Source organism: Microcella sp., from assembly GCF_025808395.1.
Taxonomy (GTDB): Bacteria; Actinomycetota; Actinomycetes; order Actinomycetales; family Microbacteriaceae; genus Microcella.
Genome location: NZ_CP075524.1, coordinates 677,367 through 703,710, shown reverse-complemented (window position 1 = coordinate 703,710; position 26,344 = coordinate 677,367). Strand labels below are relative to the sequence as shown.

The 26,344-nt window shown below is 67.1% G+C and carries 22 protein-coding genes; 7 read left to right on the top strand and 15 right to left on the bottom strand.

Annotated elements, in window-relative coordinates; translation table 11 throughout:
- Positions 1–126: 126 nt before the first annotated feature.
- Genes tkt through pgl form a run of 6 tightly spaced genes read left to right on the top strand, consistent with a single transcriptional unit; the run spans position 127 to position 8,318 of the window.
- Positions 127–2,217, top strand: coding sequence for a transketolase (gene tkt / locus KIT89_RS03420; protein ID WP_297603157.1), 2,091 nt, complete (start codon positions 127–129; stop codon positions 2,215–2,217).
- A 32-nt stretch (positions 2,218–2,249) separates the two neighbouring features.
- Positions 2,250–3,359, top strand: a complete 1,110-nt coding sequence (tal, locus tag KIT89_RS03415; protein WP_297603156.1) for a transaldolase — start codon at positions 2,250–2,252, stop codon at positions 3,357–3,359.
- Entirely contained in the window at positions 3,356–4,951 is a 1,596-nt protein-coding gene (locus KIT89_RS03410; protein WP_297603155.1) for a glucose-6-phosphate isomerase, read from the top strand. Before tal ends, KIT89_RS03410 begins: the two co-directional genes overlap by 4 nt.
- 42 nt (positions 4,952–4,993) lie before the next feature.
- Positions 4,994–6,535 carry a glucose-6-phosphate dehydrogenase gene (zwf, locus tag KIT89_RS03405; protein WP_297603154.1) on the top strand — a complete coding sequence of 514 codons (1,542 nt, stop codon included), beginning with the start codon at positions 4,994–4,996 and terminating at the stop codon, positions 6,533–6,535.
- The gene (locus KIT89_RS03400) at positions 6,532–7,458 is read left to right on the top strand and encodes a glucose-6-phosphate dehydrogenase assembly protein OpcA (RefSeq protein WP_297603153.1); all 927 of its coding nucleotides are present in this window, start codon (positions 6,532–6,534) and stop codon (positions 7,456–7,458) included. The genes zwf and KIT89_RS03400 overlap by 4 nt, the downstream gene beginning before the upstream one ends.
- A gap of 47 nt (positions 7,459–7,505) precedes the next feature.
- On the top strand, positions 7,506–8,318 hold the full coding sequence (gene pgl / locus KIT89_RS03395) for a 6-phosphogluconolactonase (RefSeq protein ID WP_297603152.1): 813 nt from the start codon (positions 7,506–7,508) through the stop codon (positions 8,316–8,318).
- A gap of 17 nt (positions 8,319–8,335) precedes the next feature.
- Here the strand turns inward: pgl and KIT89_RS03390 are convergent, their stop codons facing one another.
- The 12 genes from KIT89_RS03390 to coaE all read right to left on the bottom strand — a co-directional run bounded on the left by KIT89_RS03390 (position 8,336) and on the right by coaE (position 22,432).
- On the bottom strand, positions 8,336–8,692 hold the full coding sequence (locus KIT89_RS03390) for an RNA polymerase-binding protein RbpA (RefSeq protein WP_297603151.1): 357 nt from the start codon (positions 8,690–8,692) through the stop codon (positions 8,336–8,338).
- 12 nt (positions 8,693–8,704) lie between these two features.
- Positions 8,705–8,953 carry a preprotein translocase subunit SecG gene (secG, locus tag KIT89_RS03385; RefSeq protein ID WP_297603150.1) on the bottom strand — a complete coding sequence of 83 codons (249 nt, stop codon included), beginning with the start codon at positions 8,951–8,953 and terminating at the stop codon, positions 8,705–8,707.
- Between the two features lie 65 nt (positions 8,954–9,018).
- Positions 9,019–9,810, bottom strand: coding sequence for a triose-phosphate isomerase (gene tpiA / locus KIT89_RS03380; RefSeq protein ID WP_297603149.1), 792 nt, complete (start codon positions 9,808–9,810; stop codon positions 9,019–9,021).
- The gene (gene pgk, locus KIT89_RS03375; protein ID WP_297603148.1) at positions 9,801–11,015 is read right to left on the bottom strand and encodes a phosphoglycerate kinase; all 1,215 of its coding nucleotides are present in this window, start codon (positions 11,013–11,015) and stop codon (positions 9,801–9,803) included. Before pgk ends, tpiA begins: the two co-directional genes overlap by 10 nt.
- 25 nt (positions 11,016–11,040) lie before the next feature.
- Positions 11,041–12,051: a type I glyceraldehyde-3-phosphate dehydrogenase gene (gap, locus tag KIT89_RS03370; protein ID WP_297603147.1), complete on the bottom strand. Its 1,011-nt coding sequence runs from the start codon at positions 12,049–12,051 to the stop codon at positions 11,041–11,043.
- 139 nt (positions 12,052–12,190) lie between these two features.
- Positions 12,191–12,817 carry a superoxide dismutase gene (locus KIT89_RS03365; RefSeq protein WP_297603146.1) on the bottom strand — a complete coding sequence of 209 codons (627 nt, stop codon included), beginning with the start codon at positions 12,815–12,817 and terminating at the stop codon, positions 12,191–12,193.
- A gap of 138 nt (positions 12,818–12,955) precedes the next feature.
- Entirely contained in the window at positions 12,956–13,936 is a 981-nt protein-coding gene (gene whiA, locus KIT89_RS03360) for a DNA-binding protein WhiA (protein ID WP_297603145.1), read from the bottom strand.
- A gap of 51 nt (positions 13,937–13,987) precedes the next feature.
- Positions 13,988–14,860: an RNase adapter RapZ gene (rapZ, locus tag KIT89_RS03355; protein WP_297603144.1), complete on the bottom strand. Its 873-nt coding sequence runs from the start codon at positions 14,858–14,860 to the stop codon at positions 13,988–13,990.
- A gap of 37 nt (positions 14,861–14,897) precedes the next feature.
- Complete coding sequence (gene uvrC, locus KIT89_RS03350) at positions 14,898–16,790, bottom strand: excinuclease ABC subunit UvrC (RefSeq protein ID WP_297603143.1); 1,893 nt, start codon at positions 16,788–16,790, stop codon at positions 14,898–14,900.
- A 1-nt stretch (position 16,791) separates the two neighbouring features.
- The gene (gene uvrA / locus KIT89_RS03345; protein ID WP_297603142.1) at positions 16,792–19,677 is read right to left on the bottom strand and encodes an excinuclease ABC subunit UvrA; all 2,886 of its coding nucleotides are present in this window, start codon (positions 19,675–19,677) and stop codon (positions 16,792–16,794) included.
- 40 nt (positions 19,678–19,717) lie between these two features.
- The gene (gene uvrB / locus KIT89_RS03340) at positions 19,718–21,787 is read right to left on the bottom strand and encodes an excinuclease ABC subunit UvrB (protein ID WP_297603141.1); all 2,070 of its coding nucleotides are present in this window, start codon (positions 21,785–21,787) and stop codon (positions 19,718–19,720) included.
- Positions 21,788–21,796: 9 nt separating this feature from the next.
- Positions 21,797–22,432 (bottom strand): dephospho-CoA kinase, encoded by a 636-nt coding sequence (gene coaE, locus KIT89_RS03335; RefSeq protein ID WP_297603139.1) that lies wholly within the window; start codon positions 22,430–22,432, stop codon positions 21,797–21,799.
- 70 nt (positions 22,433–22,502) lie between these two features.
- On the opposite strand from coaE, the gene KIT89_RS03330 reads away from it, so the two are divergent.
- Positions 22,503–23,099 carry a DUF4126 domain-containing protein gene (locus tag KIT89_RS03330; protein ID WP_297603138.1) on the top strand — a complete coding sequence of 199 codons (597 nt, stop codon included), beginning with the start codon at positions 22,503–22,505 and terminating at the stop codon, positions 23,097–23,099.
- Positions 23,100–23,159: 60 nt separating this feature from the next.
- Here KIT89_RS03330 and rpsA read toward each other — a convergent pair whose 3' ends face one another.
- The 3 genes from rpsA to KIT89_RS03315 form a co-directional block, all read right to left on the bottom strand.
- Entirely contained in the window at positions 23,160–24,602 is a 1,443-nt protein-coding gene (gene rpsA / locus KIT89_RS03325) for a 30S ribosomal protein S1 (protein WP_297603137.1), read from the bottom strand.
- A 153-nt stretch (positions 24,603–24,755) separates the two neighbouring features.
- Entirely contained in the window at positions 24,756–25,724 is a 969-nt protein-coding gene (locus KIT89_RS03320) for a DUF1731 domain-containing protein (RefSeq protein WP_297603136.1), read from the bottom strand.
- Positions 25,717–26,343 carry a DUF4166 domain-containing protein gene (locus KIT89_RS03315; protein WP_297603135.1) on the bottom strand — a complete coding sequence of 209 codons (627 nt, stop codon included), beginning with the start codon at positions 26,341–26,343 and terminating at the stop codon, positions 25,717–25,719. The genes KIT89_RS03320 and KIT89_RS03315 overlap by 8 nt, the downstream gene beginning before the upstream one ends.
- Position 26,344: the final 1 nt, after the last annotated feature.

The window sequence follows — 26,344 nt, the reverse complement described above, 5'->3', positions numbered from 1 at the left end:
CGCCCAGTCTACGGGAGCACACTGAGCGCTCGGCCCGACGGCGCTCAGGGCATATGGGCCTCTCTATACTGGCGGGGGTCGACGACGCCCCCGCTTTCCGATTTCGAGAGAGGTCTCACCGACATCATGACCCAGTTCACGTGGCACGACATCGACCAAGAAGCGGTCGACACCGCTCGGCTGCTGGCGGCGGATGCTGTCGAGAAGGTCGGCAACGGGCACCCCGGCACGGCGATGTCTCTCGCCCCGGTGGCATACCTGCTGCACCAGAAGGTCATGCAGCACGACCCGAGCGACCCGCAGTGGCTCGGTCGCGACCGCTTCATCCTCTCGGCGGGGCACAGCTCGCTCACGCAGTACGTGCAGCTGTACCTCGGCGGCTACGGTCTCGAGCTCGACGACCTGAAGGCGCTGCGCACCTGGGGTTCGAAGACGCCCGGGCACCCCGAGTACGGCCACACCGACGGAGTCGAGATCACCACCGGCCCCCTCGGCCAGGGTCTCGCCTCAGCGGTCGGGTTCGCCTACGCGGCACGCTTCGAGCGCGGTCTGCTCGACCCAGACTCCCCGCACGGCGAGAGCGTGTTCGACCACCACATCTTCGTCATCGCCGGCGACGGCGACATTCAAGAGGGCGTCACGAGCGAAGCGGGCTCGCTCGCGGGCCACCAGCAGCTCGGCAACCTCGTGGTCATCTACGACTCGAACCAGATCTCGATCGAAGACGACACCGACATCGCGATGACCGAAGACGTCGCCGCGCGGTATGCGGCCTACGGCTGGCACGTGCAGACGATCGACTGGAAGAAGACCGGCGAGTACACCGAAGACGTGCAGGCGCTGCACGAGGCGGTCGAGGCGGCGAAGGCAGAGTCGAGCAAGCCCAGCCTCATCATCGTGAAGACCATCATCGGCTGGCCCGCCCCGACGAAGCAGAACACCGGCAAGATCCACGGCTCCGCCCTCGGTGCAGACGAGCTCGCCGCCACCAAGACCCTCATGGGCTTCGACCCCGAGCAGCACTTCGTCGTTCGCGACGAGGTGCTCGCACACACGCGGAAGGCGGTCGAACGCGGCCACGAGCGGCGCGCCGCCTGGAACACGCGATTCGAGGCCTGGGCCACCGCGAACCCCGAGCGCGCTGCCCTTCTCGAGCGCATGCAGTCGGGTGAGCTTCCTGAGAATCTGGCGGATGCCCTGCCGGTGTTCGAGGGCGGCGCGAGCGTCTCGACGCGCGCCGCGTCTGGCAAGGTCATCAACGCGATCGCAGCCGTGCTGCCCGAGTTCTGGGGCGGATCAGCCGACCTCGCCGAGTCGAACCTCACGACCATCGCGGGCGGCGGCTCGTTCGCGCCGACCGAGCACTCGACGCACGAGTGGTCGGCGAACCCCTACGGTCGCATCTTGCACTTCGGCATTCGCGAGCACGCCATGGGGGCGATTCTCAACGGCATCGCCCTGCACGGCCGCACGAGGGTGTTCGGCGGAACCTTCCTGATCTTCAGCGACTACATGCGACCCTCGGTGCGCCTGGCCGCGCTCATGAATGTTCCCGTCACCTACGTCTGGACTCACGACTCCGTGGCGCTGGGTGAAGACGGCCCGACGCACCAGCCGGTCGAGCAGCTCGCATCGTTGCGAGCGATTCCCGGGCTCTCTGTCGTGCGCCCCGCCGACGCGAACGAGACGGCTCACGCATGGAAGACGGTGCTCGAGCGCCGCGAGCCCGCCGGCATCGCTCTCACCCGGCAGAACATCCCCGTCTTCGAGCGCGGCGCAGACACGGCGTCGGGCGACGAGCTCGCTGCCGCGCACCACGTCTCGAAGGGCGCATACGTGCTCGCCGAGGCTGCGAACGGAGCCCCCGATGTCATCCTCATCGCGACCGGCTCTGAAGTCGCGGTCGCGCTCGAGGCACGAACGCAGCTCGCGGCCGAGGGGGTGCACGCGCGCGTCGTGTCTGCCCCCTGCCTCGAGTGGTTCGAGCAGCAGTCGGCCGAGTACCGCGAGTCTGTGCTGCCGAGCGCCGTGACCGCGCGAGTCTCGATCGAGGCAGGCATCGCCCTCACCTGGCACCGCTACATCGGTGACCGCGGCCGCGCGATCTCGATCGAGCACTTCGGAGCATCCGCCGACTACCAGACGCTTTTCCGCGAGTTCGGCATCACGGCAGAGGCTGCCGTCGCCGCGGCGCGCGAATCGCTCGCTGCACACTGATCACCACCCGTACCGACACGATAGAGGCCACCATGAGTTCCACACCCACCGCTCAACTGAGTGAGCTCGGCGTCAGCATCTGGCTCGACGACCTCTCACGAGACCGCATCACCTCCGGCGGGCTCAAGGCCCTCATCGCCGACCGCAACGTTGTCGGCGTCACGACCAACCCGACGATCTTCGCCGCGGCGCTGGCCACCGGCACCACCTACGACGACCAGGTGCGTGAGTTGGCGGCTGCCAAGACCGACGTGACGCGTGCCGTCTTCGAGATCACGACAGACGACGTGGCCGCCGCGAGCGACATCTTCGCCGGCGTCTACGCCTCGTCGGGCGGGGCTGACGGTCGAGTCTCGATCGAGGTGGAGCCCGGTCTCGCGCACGACGCCGCCGGCACCATCGCGCAAGCGCACGAGCTGTGGAAGAAGGTCGGTCGCCCCAACGCGATGATCAAGATTCCTGCGACGCTCGCAGGCCTCGAGGCGATCACCGAGACGATTGGGGCCGGCATCAGCGTCAACGTCACCCTCATCTTCAGCCTCGAGCGGCACCGCGCCGTCATCGAGGCCTACCTGGCGGGTCTCGAGAAGGCTCAGGCGGCCGGGCACGATCTGACGAGCATCCACTCGGTGGCGTCATTCTTCGTGTCGCGAGTCGACACCGAGATCGACAAGCGGCTGCAGGCCATCGGCACTCCCGAGGCTCTCGCGCTCAAGAGCAAGGCGGGCATCGCCAACGCCAGGCTCGCCTACGAGGTCTTCAAGCAAGAGTTCGCGAGCGAGCGGGCACAGGCGCTGCTCGCCGCAGGCGCCAACCGCCAGCGCCCCCTCTGGGCCTCCACCGGGGTGAAAGACCCGAGCCTGCCCGACACTCTGTACGTCACCGAGCTCGCCGTGGCGAACACGGTCAACACGATGCCCGAGAAGACGCTCGAGGCGACGTTCGACCACGCGACGATCGACGGCGATGCCGTCAGCGGCAGCTACGACGAGTCGCGGGCAGTGCTCGCCGCGCTCGACGCGCTCGGAGTCTCGTACGACGAGGTCACGGCCTTGCTCGAGAAGGAGGGCGTCGAGAAGTTCGTCGTCAGCTGGAACGAGTTGCTCGACACGGTCAGCGCAGCGCTCGAGGCGGCTCAGTGACCGTCACGGTGGCTGCTCGCGGATCAGCGCAGCAGGCGATCGACACGCACGTTCCCGTGCTCGTCGAGCAGCTCGTCGCGAGCCGCATCACGGCGGGCGACGCCAGCCTGTGGGGCCCCGAGGCCGAACCCGAGGCGAGCATCCGCCTCGGATGGACGCAAGCTGTGTCGGTCTCGCGCCCGCTCGTCGCCGAGATCGCCGAGCTGCGGCAGCAGCTCGCCGAGCGCGGAGTGACGCGCATCGTGCTGTGCGGCATGGGAGGCTCATCGCTCGCGCCCGAGGTCATCACGCGCACCGCGGGGGTCGACCTCGTCGTGCTCGACTCGACCGAGCCGAACCAGGTGCGATCAGCGCTCTCTGAGCACCTCGGCCACACCGCCGTCGTCGTCTCGTCGAAGTCGGGGTCGACGATCGAGACCGACAGCCAGAAGCGAAGCTTCGAAGCCGCCTTCCGCGACGCCGGCATCGACCCCGCCGAGCGCATCATCATCGTGACCGACCCAGGGTCGCCGCTCGAGCAGGCGTCGACCGCGGCCGGCTATCGCGTGTTCACCGCCGACCCCACCGTGGGCGGTCGCTATTCCGCCCTCACGGCGTTCGGCCTCGTGCCCTCGGGCCTCGCGGGTGTCGATCTCGATGCACTGCTCGATGAAGCAGAAGCGGCATCGCTGCCGCTCGCCGTCGACAAGGCCTCGAACCCGGGCCTCATGCTGGGCGCCGCCATCGCCGGCACCGCTCCCCGTCGCGACAAGCTCGTGATCGTCGCCGACGGCACGCACATCGTCGGGCTCGGCGACTGGATCGAGCAGCTCGTCGCCGAGTCGACCGGCAAGAACGGCACGGGCGTGCTGCCGGTCGTGGTCGGCCCCGATGCTCCTGAGCTCGATGTGCGCGCCGACGACGTGCAGGTGGTGCGCCTCGTCGCCGACCTGCGGGCCACCCGCGAGGTGCTCGACGACGAGATCGAGCTCTCGGGCACGCTGGGCGCGATGATCATGACGTGGGAGTACGCCACCGTCGTGGCCGGCATGCTGCTCGGCATCAACCCCTTCGACCAGCCCGACGTCGAGTCGGCGAAGGTGGCCGCTCGAGGATTGCTGGATGCTCGCCCCGAGCCCGTGGCGCCCGCCTTCGTCGACCGCGGAGTCGAGGTGGTCGGTGCTGCCGACCTGCTCGCAGATTCGACGACGGTCGCCGCGGCCATCGAGCGCTTCGTGGCGAGCGTGCCCGGCGACGGCTACATCGCCGTGCAGGTCTACCTCGACAGACTTGCCCACCCCGAGCTCGAAGTGCTGCGCCACCGGCTGGCCGCACGCAGCGGTCGCCCCGTGACCTTCGGCTGGGGCCCCCGCTTCTTGCACTCGACGGGCCAGTACCACAAGGGCGGCCCCGCCCACGGCGCGTTTCTGCAGATCACCGGCGCGATCGGCGATGACCTGTCGATTCCCGACCGGCCCTTCACCTACGGTGAGCTCATCGCGGCGCAGGCCGCGGGCGACGCCGTCGTGCTCGGTGAGCACGGAGCCCCCGTGCTCACGCTGCGCGTCAGCGACGAAGCCCACCTGCCGGTGCTGCTCGACGCCCTGTCGTGACCACCGACTCGCCCTGATCCGCTCGGCCCTTCGAGGAGAACAATGGCTCCGGCCGCTATCGACCGCGATACGAATCCGCTGCGCTCCCCCGATGATCGACGCCTGAACCGCATCGCGGGCCCGAGCGGGCTCATCATCTTCGGCGTGACGGGCGACCTCTCGCGCAAGAAGCTCATGCCCGCGGTGTACGACCTCGCGAACCGCGGTCTGCTGCCGCCCGGTTTCGGACTCGTCGGCTTCGCCCGCCGCGACTGGCAGACGCAAGACTTCGAGCAGGTCGTGCATGATGCCGTGAAGCAGTATTCGCGCACGCCGTTCGATGAAGAGGTCTGGCGCCAACTGGCGGCGGGCATCCGCTTCGTCTCAGGAGACTTCGACGACGACGACGCCTTCGAGCGTCTTTCGCAGACGCTCGCCGAGCTCGACCGTGAACGCGGCACGATGGGCAACCACGCCTTCTACCTGTCGATTCCGCCGAAGTCGTTTCCGCTCGTCACCGAGCAGCTGCGTCGCAGCGGGCTCGCCGAGGCGACGCCGGGCGTGTGGCGGCGCGTCGTCATCGAGAAGCCGTTCGGCAGCGATCTGCAGACGGCTCGAGAGCTCAACGATGTGGTCGAGTCGGTGTTTCCGGCCGACTCGGTGTTTCGCATCGACCACTACCTCGGCAAAGAGACGGTGCAGAACATTCTCGCGCTGCGCTTCGCCAACATGCTCTATGAGCCGCTCTGGAACGCGAACTACGTCGACCACGTGCAGATCACGATGGCCGAAGACATCGGCGTCGGGGGCCGGGCGGGCTACTACGACGGCATCGGCGCTGCCCGCGACGTCATTCAGAATCACCTGCTGCAACTGCTCGCCCTGACTGCGATGGAAGAGCCGGTGTCGTTCGATGCGGCCGATCTGCGGGCCGAGAAGGAGAAGGTGCTGTCGGCGGTGCGCCTGCCGCGCGACCTCTCGACCGGCACCGCCCGTGGGCAGTACGTGAGCGGGTGGCAAGGGGGCGAGTGGGTTCCGGGCTTTCTCGAAGAGGAGGGCATGAACCCCCGATCGGTGACCGAGACCTACGCGGCCATGAGGCTCGATATCGGCACTCGGCGATGGGCGGGAGTGCCGTTCTACCTGCGTGCGGGCAAACGGCTGGGCCGTCGGGTCACCGAGATCGCCGTCGTCTTCAAGCGCGCTCCGCAGTATCTCTTCGCCGAGGCGCAGACCTCGGCGCTGGGCCAGAACGCGCTCGTGATCAGAGTGCAGCCCGATGAAGGGGTCACGATCAGGTTCGGCTCGAAGGTGCCGGGAGCCGGCATGCAGGTGCGCGACGTCACCATGGACTTCGGCTACGGGCATGCATTCACCGAGCAGAGCCCCGAAGCATACGAGCGCCTCATCCTCGACGTGCTGCTCGGCGACCCTCCGCTGTTTCCGCGGCACGAAGAGGTCGAGCTGAGCTGGAAGATACTCGACCCGATCGAAGAGTTCTGGGCAGCAGGGGGCGCCCCCGAGCCCTACTCCCCCGGCACCTGGGGCCCGCGCTCGGCAGATGAGCTGCTCGCGCGCGATGGACGAGTCTGGAGGCGCCCGTGATCATCGATCTGCCCGACACGACGGCGAGCCAGGTCTCGAAGACCCTCGTGCGTATTCGTGACGAAGCCGGAGCAGTCGCCCTCGGGCGCGTGCTCACCCTCATCATCTCGAGCATCATCGGCGAAGAAGAAGACGTCATCGCCGCCGCGAACGAGGCCTCGCGCGAGCACCCGATGCGCATCATCGTCGTCTCGACCGATAGTGCCGCCGCCGCGGCACGGCTCGACGCCGAGATCCGCGTCGGCGGCGATGCGGGCGCCAGCGAGGTCATCGTCTTGCGGGCTCATGGCGACACGGCGAGCGACCTGCGAGGTCTCGTCACCGGCCTGCTGCTGCCCGATGCTCCCGTCGTCACGTGGTGGCCCGGCGAATGCCCTGATGCCGTGTGCGAGACGCCGCTCGGTCGGTTGGCGCAGCGCCGCATCACCGACTCGGCGGCGACTCGCGACCCTCGAGAGACCCTCGAGCGCATCGCCGCAGGCTATCGACCCGGAGACACCGACTTCGCCTGGACGAGACTGACCCTCTGGCGTGCCCAGCTGGCTGCCGCGCTCGACCAGCCGCCGTACGAGCAGATCACTCGCGTGCAGGTGTCGGGTGCTCCCGACAGTCCGTCGACTGCGCTGCTCGCAGCCTGGCTCGGGCTGCGGCTGTCGGTGCCGGTCGAGGTCGATGTCGACGACGGAAACCCCTCGTCGGGCATCCACCGGGTGATTCTGCACCGCGCAAGCGGCGAGATCAGGCTGGAACGCACCCGAAGCGGCGTCGCGACGCTGCAGCAGCCAGGTCAGCCGACGCACGAGCTCTCGATGCCGCGCCGGGGTCTGCGCGAATGCCTCGCCGAAGAACTGCGTAGGCTCGACCCTGACGACGAGTTCGGCGCTGTGCTCGCGAGCGGGTTCGGCGCAGGGCCGTCGAACTGATTCCAGCGCGTCGACCGCGCCCGCTCCACCAGAAAGGCACCACCATCGTGACCCACGACCGCAGCGTGCTCGTTCATGACGACCGACAGGCCCTCGCAGACTCGGCGGCAGGTCGGTTCTACACGCGAATGGCCGAGGTGCTCGCCGAGCGATCTCTCGCGCACGTCGTGCTGACCGGCGGCAGCGTGGGCATCGAGGTGCTCGAGGCCATGGCGAAGCACCCCGATCGAGACGCTCTCGACTGGAGCCGTGTTCACCTGTGGTGGGGCGACGAGCGCTGGGTCGCTGCTGGCCATGCCGACCGCAACGATCAGCAGGCTCGCGATGCCCTCATCGACCACCTCACGATTCCCTCGACCAATGTGCACCCGTTTCCGGCCGCTGACGAGGGGCTCGATCTCGAGCAGGCGGCGCGCCGCTATCGCGACGAGCTGCTGGCGGTCGGCGACGGAGAGTTTCCGACCTTCGCGATCACCTTTCTCGGTGTCGGGCCAGATGGTCACGTCGCATCGCTCTTTCCTGAGCACGAGGGCCCCCGCCTGACCGAGGCCGACGTCATCGCCGTGCACGACTCGCCCAAACCGCCTCCCGGTCGACTCAGCCTGACGCTGCCGCTCATCAATCGATCTGAACGCATCTGGCTGGTGCTGGCGGGCGCTGACAAGGCGCCGGCGCTGGGGCTCGCTCTTGCGGGAGCCTCGACCGCCGATGTGCCCGTGGCGGGCGTGCTGGGCACCGAGCGCACTGTCTTCTTCGTCGACGAGGCCGCGTCGTCAGAGGTGCCGGAGTCGCTCATCGCCCCGACGAACTACTGGACGGGCGCCATGGACCAGCCCGACTGGAGCCCCTCAGCCGAATGACGACGTCGCGGTGCCGCTCAGGCGGTGCCGCGGCGCTGACGCAGCTTCAGCAGCGCCTCGTCGAGAATCTGCGTCGCCTCTTCTTCTGTGCGGCGCTCTTTCACGTAGGCCAAGTGGGTCTTGTACGGCTCGTTCTTCGCGACCTGCGGCGGGTTGTCGCGATCGCGGCCCGCGGGCAGGCCCGAGGTCGGCGAGTCGATCACGTCGGGCACTTCGTCATCGGGCAGGTTCGCCGCGAAGTACCGCACCGTCTCATTGCCGAGAGCATCCCAGTATGAGATCGCGATGCGATCGGCGTGAATGCCGCGATCTTGCTCGCCCATCGGGCCCGAGCCGACGCGTGAACCGCGGATGGCGCTGCCGCCTGAAACCATGCTGGTGCTCCCTTAGGCCGCGTCGAAGCGCGTGATGAGGCCGAGTACGACGATCGCGCTGACCCAGACGAGGGCGAGAATGATCGTGATGCGGTTGAGGTTGCGCTCGGCGACGCCTGAGGCGCCGAGGTTCGAGGTCACACCGCCGCCGAACATGTCAGAGAGCCCGCCACCGCGACCGCGGTGCAACAGGATCATCAGCGTGAGCAGAAGGCTCGTGATGCCCAGGATGACCTGGAGCACGACCTGAAGAATTTCCACGAATGGCGACCTCTCGGGTGTTTCGGACAGTCTCCTACCCTACCGGACGCAGGGCGGGGCGGGTGTCAGACGGTGCCGACGTGCTGACGAAAGCGAATGATCGCCGAGAACTCGTCCACATCGAGGCTCGCTCCGCCGACGAGCGCGCCGTCGACATCGCGGTGCTTCATGAATCCCGCGATGTTCGCGGCCTTCACTGAACCGCCATACAGAATGCGCGTGCGCTGGGCGATCTCGTCACCGAGCGCCGCGGCAATGCTCTCGCGCAGAGCTGCGCAGACCTGCTGCGCCTGCTCGGGAGTCGCCGCCTGGCCAGACCCGATCGCCCAGACAGGCTCATAGGCGACCACGATGTCAGCGTCGGCAGCGATCTGCCCCAGCACCACGGCGAGCTGTGCGACCGGCACCGCCGACGGCCCGTGCTTCTCGAGGTCGTCGGCCGTCTCGCCGACGCACACCACGGGTACGAGGCCGTGGCGAAGAGCCGCGACGGTCTTGCTGGCGACGACGTCGTCAGATTCTGAGTGGTACTGCCGACGCTCAGAGTGCCCGATGATGACGTAGCGGCAGTCGAGAGCCTTCAGGAAGGCACCCGAGATCTCGCCCGTGTATGCGCCGGAGTCGTGCTGCGAGAGGTCTTGAGCGCCGTAGCGCAGCTCGAGCTTGTCGGCCGACACGAGGGTCTGCACGCTGCGCAGGTCGGTGTACGGAGGAAACACCGCCACTTCGGTGGCCGCATAATCGTGCTTCGCGTCGCGCAGGCTCCACGCGAGCTTCTGCACGAACGCGATCGACTGCAGGTGGTCGAGATTCATCTTCCAGTTGCCCGCGATGAGCGGAACACGTGTCACTGCCATCCGAGTACCTCCAGTCCGGGAAGCTTCTTGCCCTCGAGAAACTCGAGGCTGGCGCCGCCGCCCGTCGAGACGTGGCCGAAGTCGTCATCTGCGAACCCGAGAGCGCGCACGGCGGCCGCCGAGTCGCCGCCGCCGACCACGCCGAGCCCGCTCACGCGAGTGAGTGCCTCTGCCACCGACTTCGTGCCGCCGGCGAAGTTCGCGAACTCGAAGACGCCCATCGGCCCGTTCCAGAACACCGTGGTCGACGAGGCGACGAGCTCGGCGAAGCGCGCCGCCGTGGCTGGGCCGATATCGAGACCGATTCCGGATGCTCCGACCGGGCCGCCCTCGATGTCATCTGCCGACTGCACGGTGAACGGGGCATCCGCGGCGAAGCTCTCTGCCACGAGCACGTCGGTGGGCAGCTCGATCTGCACCCCTCGCTGCTCGGCGTCGGCGAGGTAGCTGCGCACCGTGTCGAGCTGGTCTGCCTCGAGCAGGCTCGCTCCGACGCGGTGGCCGAGAGCCGCGAGAAAGGTGAAGAGCATGCCTCCGCCGATGAGAAGTCGATCGACGCGCGGCAGCAGGTGCGCGATGACGCCGAGCTTGTCTGACACCTTCGACCCGCCGAGCACGACCGTGTACGGTCGCTCGGGCCGCTCGGTGAGCCGGTCGAGCACGTCGGTCTCGGCCTCGATCAAGAGCCCTGCGGCACTCGGCAGCGCCTGGGCGAGCTCGTAGACGCTCGCCTGCTTGCGGTGCACGACTCCGAAGCCGTCTGACACCATCACGTCGGCGAATCGGGCGAGTTCAGCCGCGAACGCCGCCCGGTCGTCAGCTGACGTCGAGGTCTCGCCGGGGTTGAAGCGAAGGTTCTCGAGAACAGCCACCTCTCCGTCGGCGAGGCCGGCCACGGCATCCGCCGCTGCGTCGCCGACGGTGTCGGCCGCGAAGCGCACGGGAGCACCCAGCAGCTCGCCGAGTCGTTCTGCGACGGGGCGCAGGCTGTAGCGCGCGTCAGGAGCGCCCTCCGGCCTGCCGAGGTGAGAGATGACGACCACCCTGGCGCCGTGATCGGTGAGTCGTCGCAGCGTGGGCACCGACGCGCGGATGCGCCCGTCGTCGGTGACCACGCCATCACGCAGGGGAACATTGAGATCGCACCGGACGATGATGCGCCGAGCGCTCAGGTCGCCGAGCGATTCGATCGTGCGAAGGGCCACAGGTTGCTCTCTGTTCGGCTCGGGGCTAGAGTCGCGCGCCGACGTACTCGGTGAGGTCCACGAGGCGGCTCGAGTAGCCCCACTCGTTGTCGTACCACGCCGACACCTTGACGAGGTTGCCGCTCACGGTCGTGAGCTCGGCGTCGAAGATCGACGAGTGCGGGTTCTGCTGAATGTCGCTCGACACGATGGGGTCTTCGGTGTACTGCAGGTAGCCCTTGAGACGACCCTCGCTCGCAGCGGCCTTGTATGCGGCGTTGATCTTCTCGACGGTGAGGCCCTCGGCCGGGGTGATGATCGTTAGGTCGACGATCGATCCCGTCGGCACCGGCACGCGGTATGACGAACCACTGAGCTTTCCCTGCAACTCGGGCAGCACGAGACCGATGGCCTTCGCCGCACCGGTGGAGGCGGGAACGATGTTGATCGCGGCACCGCGGGCGCGACGAAGGTCGCGGTGCGGGCCGTCTTGCAGGTTCTGGTCTGCGGTGTACGCGTGCGTGGTCATCATGAAGCCGCGCTCGATGCCGAACGAGTCGTTGAAGACCTTCGCGAGCGGCGCGAGGCAGTTGGTCGTGCACGAGGCGTTCGAGATGATGACGTCGGTGGCCGGGTCGTAGGTCTCTTCGTTGACGCCCATGACGATCGTCGCGTCGTCGTCGGTCGCAGGAGCCGAGATGAGCACCTTCTTCGCGCCGCCGGCGATGTGCTTCTTGGCATCGTCTGCCTTGGTGAAGTGACCGGTCGACTCGATGACGATGTCGACACCGAGCTCGCCCCAGGGCAGAGCAGCGGGGTCGCGCTCGGCGAAGACGCGGATGCGGTGGTCTCCGACCGTGATCGAATCGCCATCGTGCGAGACGTCGTGGGCGAGCACTCCCCCGACCGAGTCGTACTTCAGCAGGTGCGCCAGAGCGGCGTTGTCGGTGAGGTCGTTGACTGCCACGATCTCGATGTCGCTGCCCTGGGCGAGAGCCGCCCGCAAGTAGTTGCGGCCGATGCGGCCGAATCCGTTGATGCCGACTTTCACGCTCACGAGTGAACTCCTGTAGCTCAGACGCCGAGGGCGCCATTGGGTGGTGGTAGAGGTGGTGGTAGAGGTGGTGGGAGAAGCGGTGGTGCTGTCGTGTGGTCAAACGTAGATGGCCGGGGCCTCAGCCCCGGCCACGACGCCTCTATGACAGTAGCAGGAGCCCATCGGTCGACGAGCGCGCCGCCGCGAAGCGCTCGGCCACGTTCGGCCAGTTGACGATGTTCCAGAACGCCTTCACGTAGTCGGCCTTCACGTTGACGTAGTCGAGGTAGAAGGCGTGCTCCCACATGTCGAGCTGCAGCAGCGGCACCGTGGTCTGCGCGGTGTTGCCCTGCTGGTCGAAGAGCTGCTGAATGATGAGTCGGCGCCCGATCGGATCCCACGAGAGCACGCCCCAGCCGGAGCCCTGAATGCCCATCGACGCCGCGGTGAAGTGGGCGACGAATGCATCGAACGAGCCGAAGAACTCATCGATGGCGGCCGCGAGCTCGCCCGTGGGCTTGTCGCCGCCGTCTGGCGACAGGTTCGTCCAGAAGATCGAGTGGTTGACGTGCCCGCCGAGGTGGAAGGCGAGGTCTTTCTCGAGCCGGTTGATGTTGGCGAAGCTCGACGACTCGCGCGCCTCGGCCATGCCTTCGAGCGCGGCGTTGGCTCCGGCGACGTACGCGGCATGGTGCTTCGAGTGGTGAAGCTCCATGATGCGAGCGCTGATGTGCGGCTCGAGCGCGGCGTAGTCATAGCCCAGTTCGGGGAGTGTGTATACGGACATAGGTCGATCTTCTCCTCGCGATGTGCGGTTGTGCCGCTGCGGTGATGGCGGCGACGCTGGCAGAGAGCCAGTCTACTGAGGGCAACGCGCAGAGTCGCTGGGCTGTTCCCGGTGCTGCTCGCGTGCGAGAATGCCCCGCTACGCGCCGTCGTAGTCAGCGGGCAGGTTCGCATCGGTGCCGGGAATGCCGAGAACTTCTGCTCGCTTGTCGGCCATCGCCAGCAGTCGTCTGATGCGGCCGGCGACGGCATCTTTCGTCATCGGCGGGTCGGCGAAGTGCCCGAGCTCATCGAGGCTCGCCTCGCGATGGTTGAGTCGCAACCGGCCCGCGTACTGCAGGTGGTCGGGAATATCGTCTCCGAGAATCTCGAGTGCGCGCTCCACTCGGGCGCACGCCGCGACCGCTGCCTGCGCCGAGCGACGCAGGTTGGCATCGTCGAAGTTGACGAGTCGGTTGGCGGTCGCCCGCACCTCGCGCCGCGCGCGCAGGGCCTCCCAATCGCGCACGGTCGACTCGGCCCCGATGATGCGCAGCATCTGACTGATCTTCTCGCCATCACGGATGACCACGCGATGCACCCCGCGCACTTCACGAGCCTTCGCCGAGATGCCGAGGCGACCGGCTGCACCGACGAGCGCCATCGCCGATTCGTTGCCGGGGCACGAGATCTCGAGTGCGGCAGACCGGCCGGGGTCGGTGAGCGAGCCGTGGGCGAGGAACGCGCCGCGCCACACAGCGGCGAGCTCTTCGGCCGAACCCGTGGTGAGCTTGTTCGGAAGGCCCCGCACCGGCCGGCGTCGAGCATCGAGCAGGCCGGTCTGGCGCGCGAGGGTCTCGCCGCCGTCGAGCACGCGAACCACATAGGCGGGCGTCTTGCGAATGCCGCCGGGTGAGAGCACGCTCGCATCGCTGCGCATGCCGAACAGCTCGACGAGGTCTTTGCGCACCCGTCGAGCGATCGACGGTGTGTCGAGCTCGACCTCGACGGCGACTCGACCCGAGATGAGATGCAGACCGCCGGCGAACCGCAAGATCGTGGCGAGCTCAGCGGCTCGAACCGTGGTCTTCGTGACCGCGAGCTGCGCGAGTTCTTCTTTCACGTCAGCGGTCAAGGCCACGGGTGCCGCCCTTTCAAGTGTCGAATGTCTGGTGAGGTACGAGAGTCGACCTTACTCGCGTCCGAGGTCACGATGCTTCACAGTCACTGCGACCCCTGGCAGGCCGCGAAGGTGCGCCGCGAGATCATCGATGAGCGCGACCGAGCGGTGCTTGCCCCCGGTGCAGCCGATCGCAATGGTCGCGTGCCTCTTGTTCTCACGGGCGTAGCCCCGCAGCACCGGCTGCAGCATGGCCACGAAGCTGTCGAGAAACTCGCGAGCGCCGTCTTGAGCGAGCACGTACTCGCTGACGGCCGCGTCGAGGCCCGTCGACTCTCGCAACTCTGACTGCCAGAACGGGTTGGGCAGAAAGCGCGCGTCGGCGACGATGTCGGCGTCGGTGGGCGAGCCGTACTTGAAACCGAAGCTCTCGAGCGTGACCGAGACGTCGGCCGTGCCCTGCGGAGCGAAGACTTCGGTGATCGTGGTCGCCAGCTGGTGGATGTTGAACTCGGTGGTGTCGATGATGATGTCGGCGAGCTCGCGCACCTCGAGCATCTGCTCACGTTCGCGAGCTATTCCGTCGAGCAGGGTGCCGTCTTGCTGCAGAGGGTGCGGTCGTCGCACTTGCTCGAAGCGACGCACGAGAGCGCCGTCGGTGGCTTCGAGAAACAGCACTCGCACCGACGCTCGACCGCGCAGCTCGCCGATGATGTGCGCGAGATCAGCGAAGAGCCGGCCCCCTCGCACGTCGACGACGGCCCCGATGCGTGGCAGCGCGTTGCCGGGGTGCACGGCGAGATCGACGAGGGGGCGCAGCATCTGCGGGGGCAGATTGTCGACGACGTACCACCCGAGGTCTTCGAGAGCGTTCGCCACTGTCGAGCGGCCAGCACCCGACATGCCCGTGACGATGAGCACGTCGTGGGGGGCGGTGTCAGGCATCTGTCCTCGTGATTCAACTCGTCAGGGTGGTGCCAGCCTACCCGCCGCTGCGCAACGCTCGATGGACGAGCTCAGCGGTCGTCGCCCCGATTCCGTCGACACCGCGCAGCTCGTCGACGCTCGCCGCACGCAGTCGGGCAACAGATCCGAAGTGGGTCAGCAGCTGTCGAATGCGCGTGGGCCCGAGGCCGGGAACGGTCGTGAGCACGGTGGTGATGTCGCGTGATCGCGTGGTGCGCTGGTACCGCAGGGCGAAGCGGTGCGCCTCGTCGCGCAAGCGCTGCAGCAGGAAGAGCGCATCGGATGCTCGAGGCAAGATCACCGGATACTCGCTGTCGGGCAGCCAGATCTCTTCGAGTCGCTTCGCGATGCCGCACACGGCGAGGTCGTCGATGCCTTCGTCGCGCAGGGCCCGAGCCGCTGCCGCCACCTGCGGCTGCCCACCGTCGATCACGAGCAGCCCTGGGCGGTAGTGGAAAGCCGTCTTGCTGCGGGGTTCGGGGGCCGCGCCGTCGACTGGCTCTGCGTCATCGGGTGCCGACAAGTAGGCGAGGCGTCGTCGCAGCACCTGATAGATCGCATCGGTGTCATCGGCTGCCTGTGCGATCGAGAACTTGCGGTACTGGTCTTTGCGCGGCAGGCCGTCTTCGAAGACCACCATCGAGGCGACTTGATTCGTGCCGCCGAGATGCGAGACATCGAAGCACTCGAGTCGCAGCGGTGCCTCGTCGAGACCGAGGGCGTCGCGAAGGTCGTTGAGCGCTTGCGAGCGAGCCGTGAAGTCTGCGCTGCGACGCGTCGAGTACTGCACGAGGGCTCCCGAGGCGTTCGTCGCGACGGTTGCGGCGAGTGCGGCCTTCTCCCCTCGCACGGCCGTCTTGATGACCACTCCTCCGCGCTCGCCCGACGCGCGCCGCCTCTCGGTGAGCACCGTCTGCAGTGCCGTCGCGTCGTCGGGCACCACGGGCACGATCACCTCGCGGGCCGGGACCACGGTGTCGTCGTAGGCGTTCTGCAGCACGCTGTCGACGAGCTCAGCGAGCGTGACATCGAGCTCGGTGTCGACGACCCACCCTCGCACGCCGCGAATGCGGCCGCCCCGAACGATGAACATCTGCACGGCCGCTGCGAGCTGATCGTGCGCGATGCCGAAGACGTCGGCGTCGGTGTCGTCGGTGAGCACGACGGCGTTCTTGGCGAGCACGGTCTCGAGCGCGCCGATCTGATCGCGAAGCCGCGCAGCGGTTTCGTAGTCGAGTTCGCGCGCCGCGGCATCCATCTGCTGCCGCAGTCTGCGAACGTGCGTCTCGTCGTTTCCCGCCATGAATGAGGCGAAGTCGAGCGCGATGCTGCGGTGCTCTTCGGGGGTGACCCGGCCGACGCACGGAGCCGCGCACTTGCCGATATCGCCGAGCAGGCACGGCCGGCCGGTGGCGTTCGCCCTCTTGTAGGTCGCATCAGAGCACGACCGCATCGGAAAGGCCTTGAGCATGAGGTCGACGCTCTCGCGCACTGCCCAGACCTTGGTGTACGGCCCGAAGTAGCGTGCGCCGCGAATGCCCCGAGTGCGAGTCACCATCACTCGAGGCACGCGCTCGCCGAGCGTGATGGCGACAGAGGGGTAGCTCTTGTCGTCGCGGAACTTGACGTTGAAGGGCGGCGCGAACTCTTTGATCCAGGTGTATTCGAGCGAGAGCGCCTCGAGCTCGCTGCCGACCACCGTCCACTCCACGCCGCGCGCGGTCGTGACCATGCGTCTCGTGCGCTCGTGCAGGCTCGAGAGCGGCTGAAAGTAGTTGCTCAGCCGGCTGCGCAGGTTCTTGGCCTTGCCCACGTAGAGCACGCGACCGTGCTCGTCGTGAAAGCGGTAGACACCCGGCTCGGTCGGTATCTCTCCGCGCTTCGGGCGCCACTCATCCCGCCCCGCCATGTCAGTCTTTCTGCACTCCGGGCAGCAGTTCGCGCAGAAACCTGCCGGTGTGGCTCTCGTCGACCGTGGCAAGGTGCTCGGGTGTTCCGATGGCGATGACGTCTCCCCCGCCGGCGCCACCCTCTGGCCCGAGGTCGATGAGCCAATCGGCGGCACGGATGACGTCGAGGTTGTGCTCGATCACGATGACCGTGTTGCCCTTGTCGACCAGCCCGCCGAGCACCATCAAGAGCTTCCGCACATCTTCGAAGTGCAGGCCTGTCGTCGGTTCGTCGAGCACGTAGACGCTGCGCCCATTCGATCGCTTCTGCAGCTCGGTGGCGAGCTTGACGCGCTGGGCTTCACCGCCAGACAGGGTCGTGGCGCTCTGGCCCAGTCGCACATACCCCAGCCCGACATCGACGAGCGTCTTCAAATAGCGATGGATGGCCGAGATGGGTTCGAAGAACTCTGCGGCCTCTTCGATCGACATGTCGAGCACTTCTGCGATGTTCTTGCCCTTGTAGTGCACCGTCAGGGTGTCGCGGTTGTAGCGGGCGCCCCCGCACACCTCGCACGCGACGTAGACGTCGGGCAAGAAGTTCATCTCGATCTTGATCGTGCCGTCTCCTGCGCAGTTCTCGCACCGGCCACCCTTGACGTTGAAGCTGAAGCGGCCCTGCAGGTAGCCACGAGCCTTCGCCTCGGTCGTCTCGGCGAACAGTGCGCGAATGCGGTCGAAGACTCCCGTGTAGGTCGCCGGGTTCGAGCGCGGGGTGCGGCCGATGGGCGCCTGGTCGACGTGCACGACTTTGTCGAGGTGCTCGAGACCGGTGACGCGCACGTGCTTGCCCGGCACCTGCCGAGCACCGTTGAGCTTGTTGGCGAGCACCTTGTAGAGAATGTCGTTCACGAGCGACGACTTGCCCGAGCCGCTGACGCCTGTGACGGCGACGAACACTCCGAGCGGAAACTCGACCGTGACGCCCCGCAGGTTGTTGGCCCTCGCGCCTTCGACCGTCACGACGCGACTTGGGTCGATGGGACGGCGTGCCACCTCATCGATCACCCGTCGTCGCCCGGCGAGGTAGTCGCCCGTGATCGACGCCGGATTCGCGATGAGCTCGGCATACGAGCCGGAGTGCACGACTCGACCGCCATGCTCGCCCGCGCCCGGGCCGATGTCGACGATCCAGTCGGCGGTGCGGATGGTGTCTTCGTCATGCTCGACGACGATGAGCGTGTTGCCCAGGTTCTTGAGCTTCACGAGGGTCTCGATCAAGCGACGGTTGTCTCGCTGGTGAAGACCGATGCTCGGTTCGTCGAGCACGTAGAGCACGCCCGTCAGCCCTGAGCCAATCTGCGTCGCGAGCCTGATGCGCTGCGCTTCACCCCCCGAGAGGCTTCCGGCGGCGCGCGCCATGCTGAGATACCCGAGGCCCACTTCGAGCAAGAACTCGAGTCGTGCACGAATCTCGCGCAGCACGGCCGCTGCGATAGCCGCCTCGCGCTCGGTGAGGGTGATCGACTGCATGAAGGCGTAGGCGTCTTGCAGGCTGAGCGACGACACTTCTGAGATGCTGCGCCCGTCGACGGTGACCGCCAAGACCTCGGGCTTGAGTCGTGCCCCGTCGCACTCTGAGCAGGGAACCTCGCGCAGATACTCGGCGAACCTCTGCTGCGACCAGTCGCTCTCTGCCTCTGAGTACTTGCGCTCGATGTAGGGGATGACGCCTTCGAAACCGGTCGAGTAGGTGACGTCGCGCCCGTACCGATTGCGCCACTTGACGCGCACATCGAAGTCGTTGCCGTGCAGAATCGCCTGCTGGGTGCTCTCTTCGAGCTCGCCCCAGGGTGTATCGAGCGAGAAGCCCAGGTCGCGGCCGAGCCCGGCGAGCAGCTTCTGAAAGTAGCTGTACAGACCCTTGCCCTGCTGGTTCCAGGGCAGAATGACGCCGTCGTTGAGCGAGAGCGACGGATCGCCGATCAAGAGGTCGACGTCGACGGCCATGCGCGTGCCGAGACCCGAGCACACCGGGCAGGCGCCGAACGGGGCGTTGAACGAGAACGTGCGAGGCTCGATCTCGGTCAGCTGCAGCGGGTGCCGGTTCGGGCAGCTCAGCCGCTCGCTGAAGACCCGCGTGCCGTCGGCCCCGTCGCGGTCGACGAAGTCGATGACCACGAGCCCATCGGTGAGGCTGAGAGCTGTCTCGAGTGAGTCGGTGAGTCGGGTCAGCGCATCATCATTGGCGACGAGTCTGTCGACGACGACCGAGATGTCGTGCTTGATCTGCTTCTTCAAGGTGGGCGGGTCGCTGAGCTGGATGACCTCGGAGTCGACGACTGCACGGGCGTAGCCAGACGCCGCGAGCTCGGCGAACAGGTCGACGAACTCGCCCTTCTTCTGGCTGACGACCGGTGCCAGCACTTGAAACCGCGTACCTGTCTCGAGGGTCATGAGCTCATCGGCGATCTGCTGCACGGTCTGCCGCTGGATTCTCTCGCCGCACTCGGGGCAATGCGGGGTGCCGACGCGGGCCCAGAGCAGGCGCATGTAGTCGTAGATCTCGGTGATCGTTCCGACGGTCGACCGCGGGTTGCGGTTGGTCGACTTCTGGTCGATCGACACTGCGGGGCTGAGCCCTTCGATGAAGTCGACATCGGGTCGGTCGACCTGCCCGAGAAACTGGCGTGCATAGGCCGACAGCGATTCGACATAGCGCCGCTGGCCCTCGGCGAAGATGGTGTCGAACGCGAGTGAGCTCTTTCCTGACCCCGACAGGCCGGTGAAGACCACGAGAGCATCGCGGGGTATCACCAGGTCGACGTCTCGCAGGTTGTGCACGCGCGCGCCGCGCACGCTCAGATGGGGAGCAGTTTCGAGAGGGGTCGCTGGCACTCTCGTCATTGTAGGCGCGACGACTGACACTGCTCTGCGCCCGCCACTGTCAGCGAACGTGGCCCGCCTCGAGCATGCCCCTCAGGTCTTTCTTCAGGTCTTGCACTTCGTCGCGCAATCGCGCGGCGAGCTCGAACTTCAGCTCGGCGGCAGCGGTCAGCATCTGCTCGGTGAGGTCGCCGATGATCGACTCGAGTTCTGCCGCGCCTTCGGCGCCGCGGCCCTCGCGCCGCAGGGCCGGTGTCGGCGACTTCTTGCCGCCGCCTCGTCTGCTCGCGAGCAGCTCGGCGGTGTCGGCACCCTCGCGCGCGAGCTGATCGGTGATGTCGGCGATCTTCTTGCGCAGCGGTGTCGGATCGATGCCGTGCTCGAGGTTGTACGCCACCTGCTTGTCGCGGCGCCGGTTGGTCTCGTCGATGGCCTGCGCCATCGACGCGGTGACGGTGTCGGCATACATGTGCACCTCACCCGTGACGTTGCGGGCCGCACGACCGATCGTCTGAATGAGCGAGGTCGACGAGCGCAAGAAGCCCTCTTTGTCGGCGTCGAGAATGGCCACGAGCGACACCTCGGGCAGGTCGAGGCCTTCTCGCAGCAGATTGATGCCCACGAGCACGTCGTAGACGCCCTGACGCAGCTCGCTGAGAAGCTCGACGCGCCGAAGGGTGTCGACGTCAGAGTGCAGGTAGCGCACACGCACGCCGGCCTCGGTGAGAAACTCGGTGAGCTCTTCGGCCATCTTCTTCGTGAGCGTCGTCACGAGCACGCGCTCGTCGCGCTCGGTGCGCTGTCGGATCTGCTCGAGCAGATCGTCGATCTGGCCCTTGCTCGGCTTGACCACGATCACGGGATCGATGAGGCCGGTCGGCCTGATGATCTGCTCGACGACCGAGTCGGTGATGCCGAGCTCGTACTTGCCGGGAGTCGCCGACAGGTAGACCTTCTGCCCCGTGCGCTCGAGAAATTCCTCCCAGCGCAAGGGCCGGTTGTCGAGCGCACTCGGCAGTCTGAACCCGTGCTCGACGAGAGTGCGCTTGCGCGACGCGTCTCCCTCGTACATGGCACCGATCTGCGGAACCGTCACGTGGCTCTCGTCGATCACGACGAGGAAGTCGTCGGGAAAGTAGTCGAGCAGGCAGTTGGGCGGTTCACCGGGTGAACGCCCATCGATGTGCCTCGAGTAGTTCTCGATGCCGTTGCAGAACCCGATCTGCTCCATCATCTCGAGATCGAAGGTCGTTCGCATGCGCAGCCGCTGGGCTTCGAGCAGCTTGCCCTGCCGCTCGAGCTCGGCGAGTCTGCCCTCGAGCTCGTCCTTGATCGTGACGATCGCGCGCTGCATGGTGTCGGGCGACGCGGCGTAGTGGGTCGCGGGAAACACCGACACTGCGTCGAGTGCCCTGACGATGTCGCCCGTCAGCGGATGCAGGGCGTAGAGCGCCTCGATCTCGTCACCGAACATCTCGATGCGAATGGCGAGCTCTTCGTACATCGGGATGATCTCGATGGTGTCTCCTCGCACGCGGAACTTGCCGCGCGAGAAGTCGACATCGTTGCGCTGGTACTGCATGCCGACGAATTGGCGAATGAGCACGTCGCGCGGAATGCTCTGGCCGACCTGCAGCGCGACCATGGCCTCGAGGTATTCTTCGGCAGCGCCGAGCCCGTAGATGCACGACACCGTCGACACGACGATGACGTCGCGTCGACTGAGCAACGAGTTGGTTGTCGAGTGGCGCAGGCGCTCGACCTCGGCGTTGACCGAGCTGTCTTTCTCGATGAAGGTGTCGGTCTGCGGAACATAGGCCTCGGGCTGGTAGTAGTCGTAGTACGACACGAAGTACTCGACGGCGTTGTGCGGCATGAGGTCGCGAAACTCGGTGGCCAGCTGGGCCGCCAGGGTCTTGTTGTGCGCGAGCACGAGCGTGGGGCGCTGCACCTGCTCGATGAGCCAGGCGGTCGTGGCCGACTTTCCGGTGCCGGTGGCACCCAGCAGCACGATATCGGTCTCGCCAGCATTGATGCGGGCGGTGAGTTCGGCGATCGCCTGAGGCTGATCGCCGCTCGGGCGGTAGTCGCTCACGACCTCGAAGGGTCGTACCGATCGCGTGGGTTCCATGGCCACAGCCTACGAGAGGGGGTCTGACACTCCCGTGCGAGGCGGGCGCTCGGCGACGAGACGCTGCCACAGCGCCTCGACCTGCTCGATGGTGCTCTCGAGCGAGCCGCTCGTGTCGATCACGACATCGGCGATGGCCAGGCGCTGCTCGTCAGAAGCCTGCGCGTCGACGCGCCTCCGCGCTTCGTCGGGCGTGATGCCGCGAAGCTCGACGAGACGCTGCACGCGCAGCTCGGCCGGAGCGTGCACCACCACGACGAGCTCGAACTCATCGACCGATCGGGCCTCGACCAGCAGCGGCACGTCGTAGACGACGATCGCCTCTGGCATCGTGCGCTCGAGCTGCGAGAGTCGCTCGCGGTAGAGGCGCCCCACTTCGGGATGCACGATCGCGTTGAGGTCGGCGCGGGCAGCCGCATCGCCGAACACGATCGCCCCCAGTGCCGCTCGGTCGAGCGTGCCGTCAGCGCGCACGATCTCGTCGCCGAAGCGCGAGCGCACCGACGCCAGGCCCGGCGTGCCCGGTTCGACGGCGGCTCGAGCGAGAGCATCCGCATCGATCACCTGGGCTCCCCGATCGGCCAGCAGGCCGGCCACGGTCGATTTTCCGGCGGCGATGCCGCCAGTGAGGGCGATGACGTTCACGGCCCGACCCTAACGTCTGCCGTCAGACTCAGCCGGTAGCATGAGGGCCAGTCGCTCTCAGGAGGTCACCGTGCTCGAACTGCTCACCGGCACCGGCCTCGCCGTCGCGGCGGGGCTCAACGCGTACGTGCCGCTGCTCATGCTCGGTCTCGCCGGCAGGTTCGTCGACTTCGTCGAACTGCCCGCCGGGTGGTCGTGGCTGCAGAACGAGTGGGTGCTGGTCATTCTCACCGTGCTGCTCGTCATCGAGATGGTCGCCGACAAGATACCGGCCGTCGACTCGATCAACGACTGGATCCAGTCGATCGTGCGGCCCGCCTCGGGCGGCATCGTGTTCGGCACGGGTTCTGCGTCTCAGACGGCAGCGGTCACCGACCCCGCTGCCTTCTTCGAGTCGAACCAGTGGGTGCCGATCGTTGCGGGCATCGTGATCGCGCTGGGCGTGCACGCCACCAAGATGTTCGTGCGGCCGGCTGCGAACGCGCTGACGGCCGGTGCCGCTGCCCCTGTGCTCTCGACCGGCGAAGATATCGGTTCGGTCGTGCTGAGCCTGTTCGCCATCGTGATTCCGATTCTGGTGATCGTCGCGATCATCGCCCTCGTCGTGCTGGTGTTCTCGATCTTCAGAAGAATGCGCAAGCGGCGCCAATCGGTCGCGCCGGCGTAGCGGTATCACGACAGAACGGGCCGCCCCGAAGGGCGACCCGTTCTGGTAGCGCTGATCGTGCTAGCTGTTGCTCGAGAGCTTCTCGCGCAGAGCGGCGAGCGACTCGTCGTCGGCGAGCGTGCCAGCCGAGCTCGAGTCGTTCGCGAACGCAGCGGCGGCCGGCAGCTCGAGGTCTTCCTCGGCGAGCGAGGCGACGACCTGCTTCTTGTGCTGCTCCCAGCGGGCCTGGGCGGCGGCGTAGTCTTGCTCCCACTTCGCGCGCTGCTCGTCGAACCCGTCGCGCCATTCGCCCGACTCGGGGTCGAAGCCTTCGGGGTACTTGTAGTTGCCTGCCTCGTCGTACTCGGTCGGCATGCCGTAGACGGCGGGGTCGAACTCGGTGCCCTCGGGGTCGACACCCTCGTTGGCCTGCTTGAGGCTCAGCGAGATGCGGCGACGCTCGAGGTCGATGTCGATGACCTTGACGAAGACCTCGTCGTTGACCGAGACGACCTGCTCGGCCAGCTCGACGTGCTTGGCCGAGAGCTCTGAGATGTGCACGAGTCCTTCGATGCCGTCGGCGACGCGAACGAACGCACCGAACGGAACCAGCTTCGTGACCTTGCCCGGCGCGACCTGACCGATTGCGTGCGTGCGGGCGAAGACCTGCCAGGGGTCTTCCTGCGTGGCCTTGAGCGACAGCGACACGCGCTCGCGCTCGAGGTCGACCTCGAGAATCTCGACGGTGACCTCTTGACCCACCTCGACGACCTCGCTGGCGTGCTCGATGTGCTTCCAGCTGAGCTCTGAGACGTGCACGAGGCCGTCGACGCCGCCGAGGTCGACGAAGGCGCCGAAGTTGACGATCGACGAGACGACACCCTTGCGAACCTGGCCCTTGGCGAGGTTGTTCAAGAAGGTCGAGCGGCTCTCAGACTGCGTCTGCTCGAGCAGTGCACGGCGTGACAGCACGACGTTGTTGCGGTTCTTGTCGAGCTCGAGAATCTTGGCCTCGATCTCTTGGCCGAGGTACGGCGTGAGGTCGCGAACACGGCGCAGCTCGATGAGCGAGGCGGGAAGAAAGCCGCGAAGCCCGATGTCGACGATGAGGCCGCCCTTGACGACCTCGATGACGGTGCCGGTGACGATGCCGTCGGCGTCTTTGATCTTCTCGACGTCGCCCCAGGCGCGCTCGTACTGCGCGCGCTTCTTGGAGAGGATCAGTCGACCCTCTTTGTCTTCTTTCTGAAGAACGAGGGCTTCGACCATGTCGCCGACAGCGACGACCTCGGTGGGGTCGACGTCGTGCTTGATCGAGAGTTCGCGCGAGGGGATGACACCCTCGGTCTTGTAGCCGACGTCGAGAAGAACCTCGTCGCGGTCGATCTTGACAACGGTTCCTTCGATGAGGTCGCCGTCGTTGAAGAACTTGAGAGTCAGTTCGACCGCGGCCAGAAAGTCTTCAGCAGAGCCGATGTCGTTGATGGCGATCTGCTTGGGGGCCTGGGTCGTTGCGGGGGTCATGTAGTGGTTGCTCCGATGCGGACAGTGGTTTCAGGCCAGAATGGCGGGCACGAGGCGGTGCCACCCGGGCATGCGGACAGGACTGTCGTCAAATCGACGACTCTCCAGCTTATCCTGCGGCCGCTCTCAGCGGCAAACCGCCCGAAACGATGCTCACTGCCGCTGGGTCAGGATGCTCGCCAAGGCCGCGCGCAAGCTCGGGTGCTCGAAGCGAAAGCCGGCCGCCTCGAGCCGCTCGGGCAGCACCCATCGGCTCTTGAGCACGAGCTCGGTCTCGGTGCGCAGTGCCCAGGTGCCGAGTTCGAGCATCCACCGGTGAGCCGGCAGCCCGATGGGCCGATGAAGCACGTCGCGCAGGTGCGCCATGAGTTCGCGATTCGTCTCGGGGTTCGGGCTCGAGACGTTGACCGCGCCGTCGATCTCGGGGTGCGCTTCGACCCAGTGGTGCGCACGCACGACGTCGTCGAGGTGCACCCAGCTGAATCGCTGGGCTCCCCCTCGACTGCCCGGCTCATGCTCTGTGCCCGCTTCGCGTCGTCGTCGCGACACCGGCCACGGGCCATCGCACTGCGGCCCGCCGAGGCCGAGCTTCGTGAGCGCCACGAGGGGGCGCAGCGCGCTGCCGTCGCCGAGCACGATCGCCATGCGCAGTGCCACGCGGCGCGTGTCGGCGAGCACCGGCTCGAACAGCGCCTGCTCCCACGCCCGCGCGACCGACACCGAGAATCCGGTGCCGAGCTCGCCCGTCGACTCGGTCTGCGGGTGATCCATGGCGTGCCGGTAGATCGTGGCCGTCGAGGCGTTGATCCACAGTGCGGGCGGCTGTGCCGCTGCAGCGATCGCCGTCGCGAGTGCGCGCGTCGTCTCGACGCGCGAGCGCAGAATCTCTGCGCGGTTCGCGGGGCCGTATCGGCAGTTGACGCTCTTGCCGGCGAGGTTCACGACGGCGCTGGCGCCGTCGATCAGCGCCGTGAGCGCCTCGGGGTCGTCCCACGTGGTCGCTTCGCGGCGCCCGACGAGGTCGACCTGTCTGCCAGAAGAGCGGTACGAGGCGACGAGCGCCTGCCCGACGAACCCCGACGCCCCCGCCACGACTACTCGGCCCGTGTTCTGCTCACCCATGTGCGCCCCTCCCCTGCAGGTCAGGCTCGACCGCGTAGTCGAACCAGCCGTGATAGCCGTAGATGCGCCCGAACCCTGGCAGCGTCACCGACACGTCGACGTGCTGGCGCCCTACCGACTCGTCCCATCGCTCGACGAGGCAGACGGTCGGCCGCACCGGGGCCGGCACGCGCCACCAGAGCCTGCCGAGGCGCACGCGCACAGCACCCGATCGTGCGGTGAGAGCGCCATCGCGCACGCCCACACGCAAGGCTGCCTCGAGTCGGCCGCCCCTCCCGAGAGCGTCGACGACACGCCCGCGCTGCTCTCGCACCAGGTCGACCATGACCCGTCGGCGTTCAGGGAAGCGCAGCTCTCGACGTGCGCGCACCGCGCCGCGGGCATCCCCTCGGTTCTCGATCGTGAACGGGATGCTCGCACCACGCTCAGCGAAGGCTATGCCCCACCTTGCCGCGAGTCGCAGCGCCGGGCGCAGCACCGTCGACGAGCTTCCGGCCTCGGTGAACACTCCCTCGCCGCGACCCACGAAACCGGTCGGCACCGCGCGCACATACTCGCGAATGCGCGGGTGCAGCGCCTCGGCCCGCGAACCGAGCGCGGCCTCCCAGGCCGAGAGCACC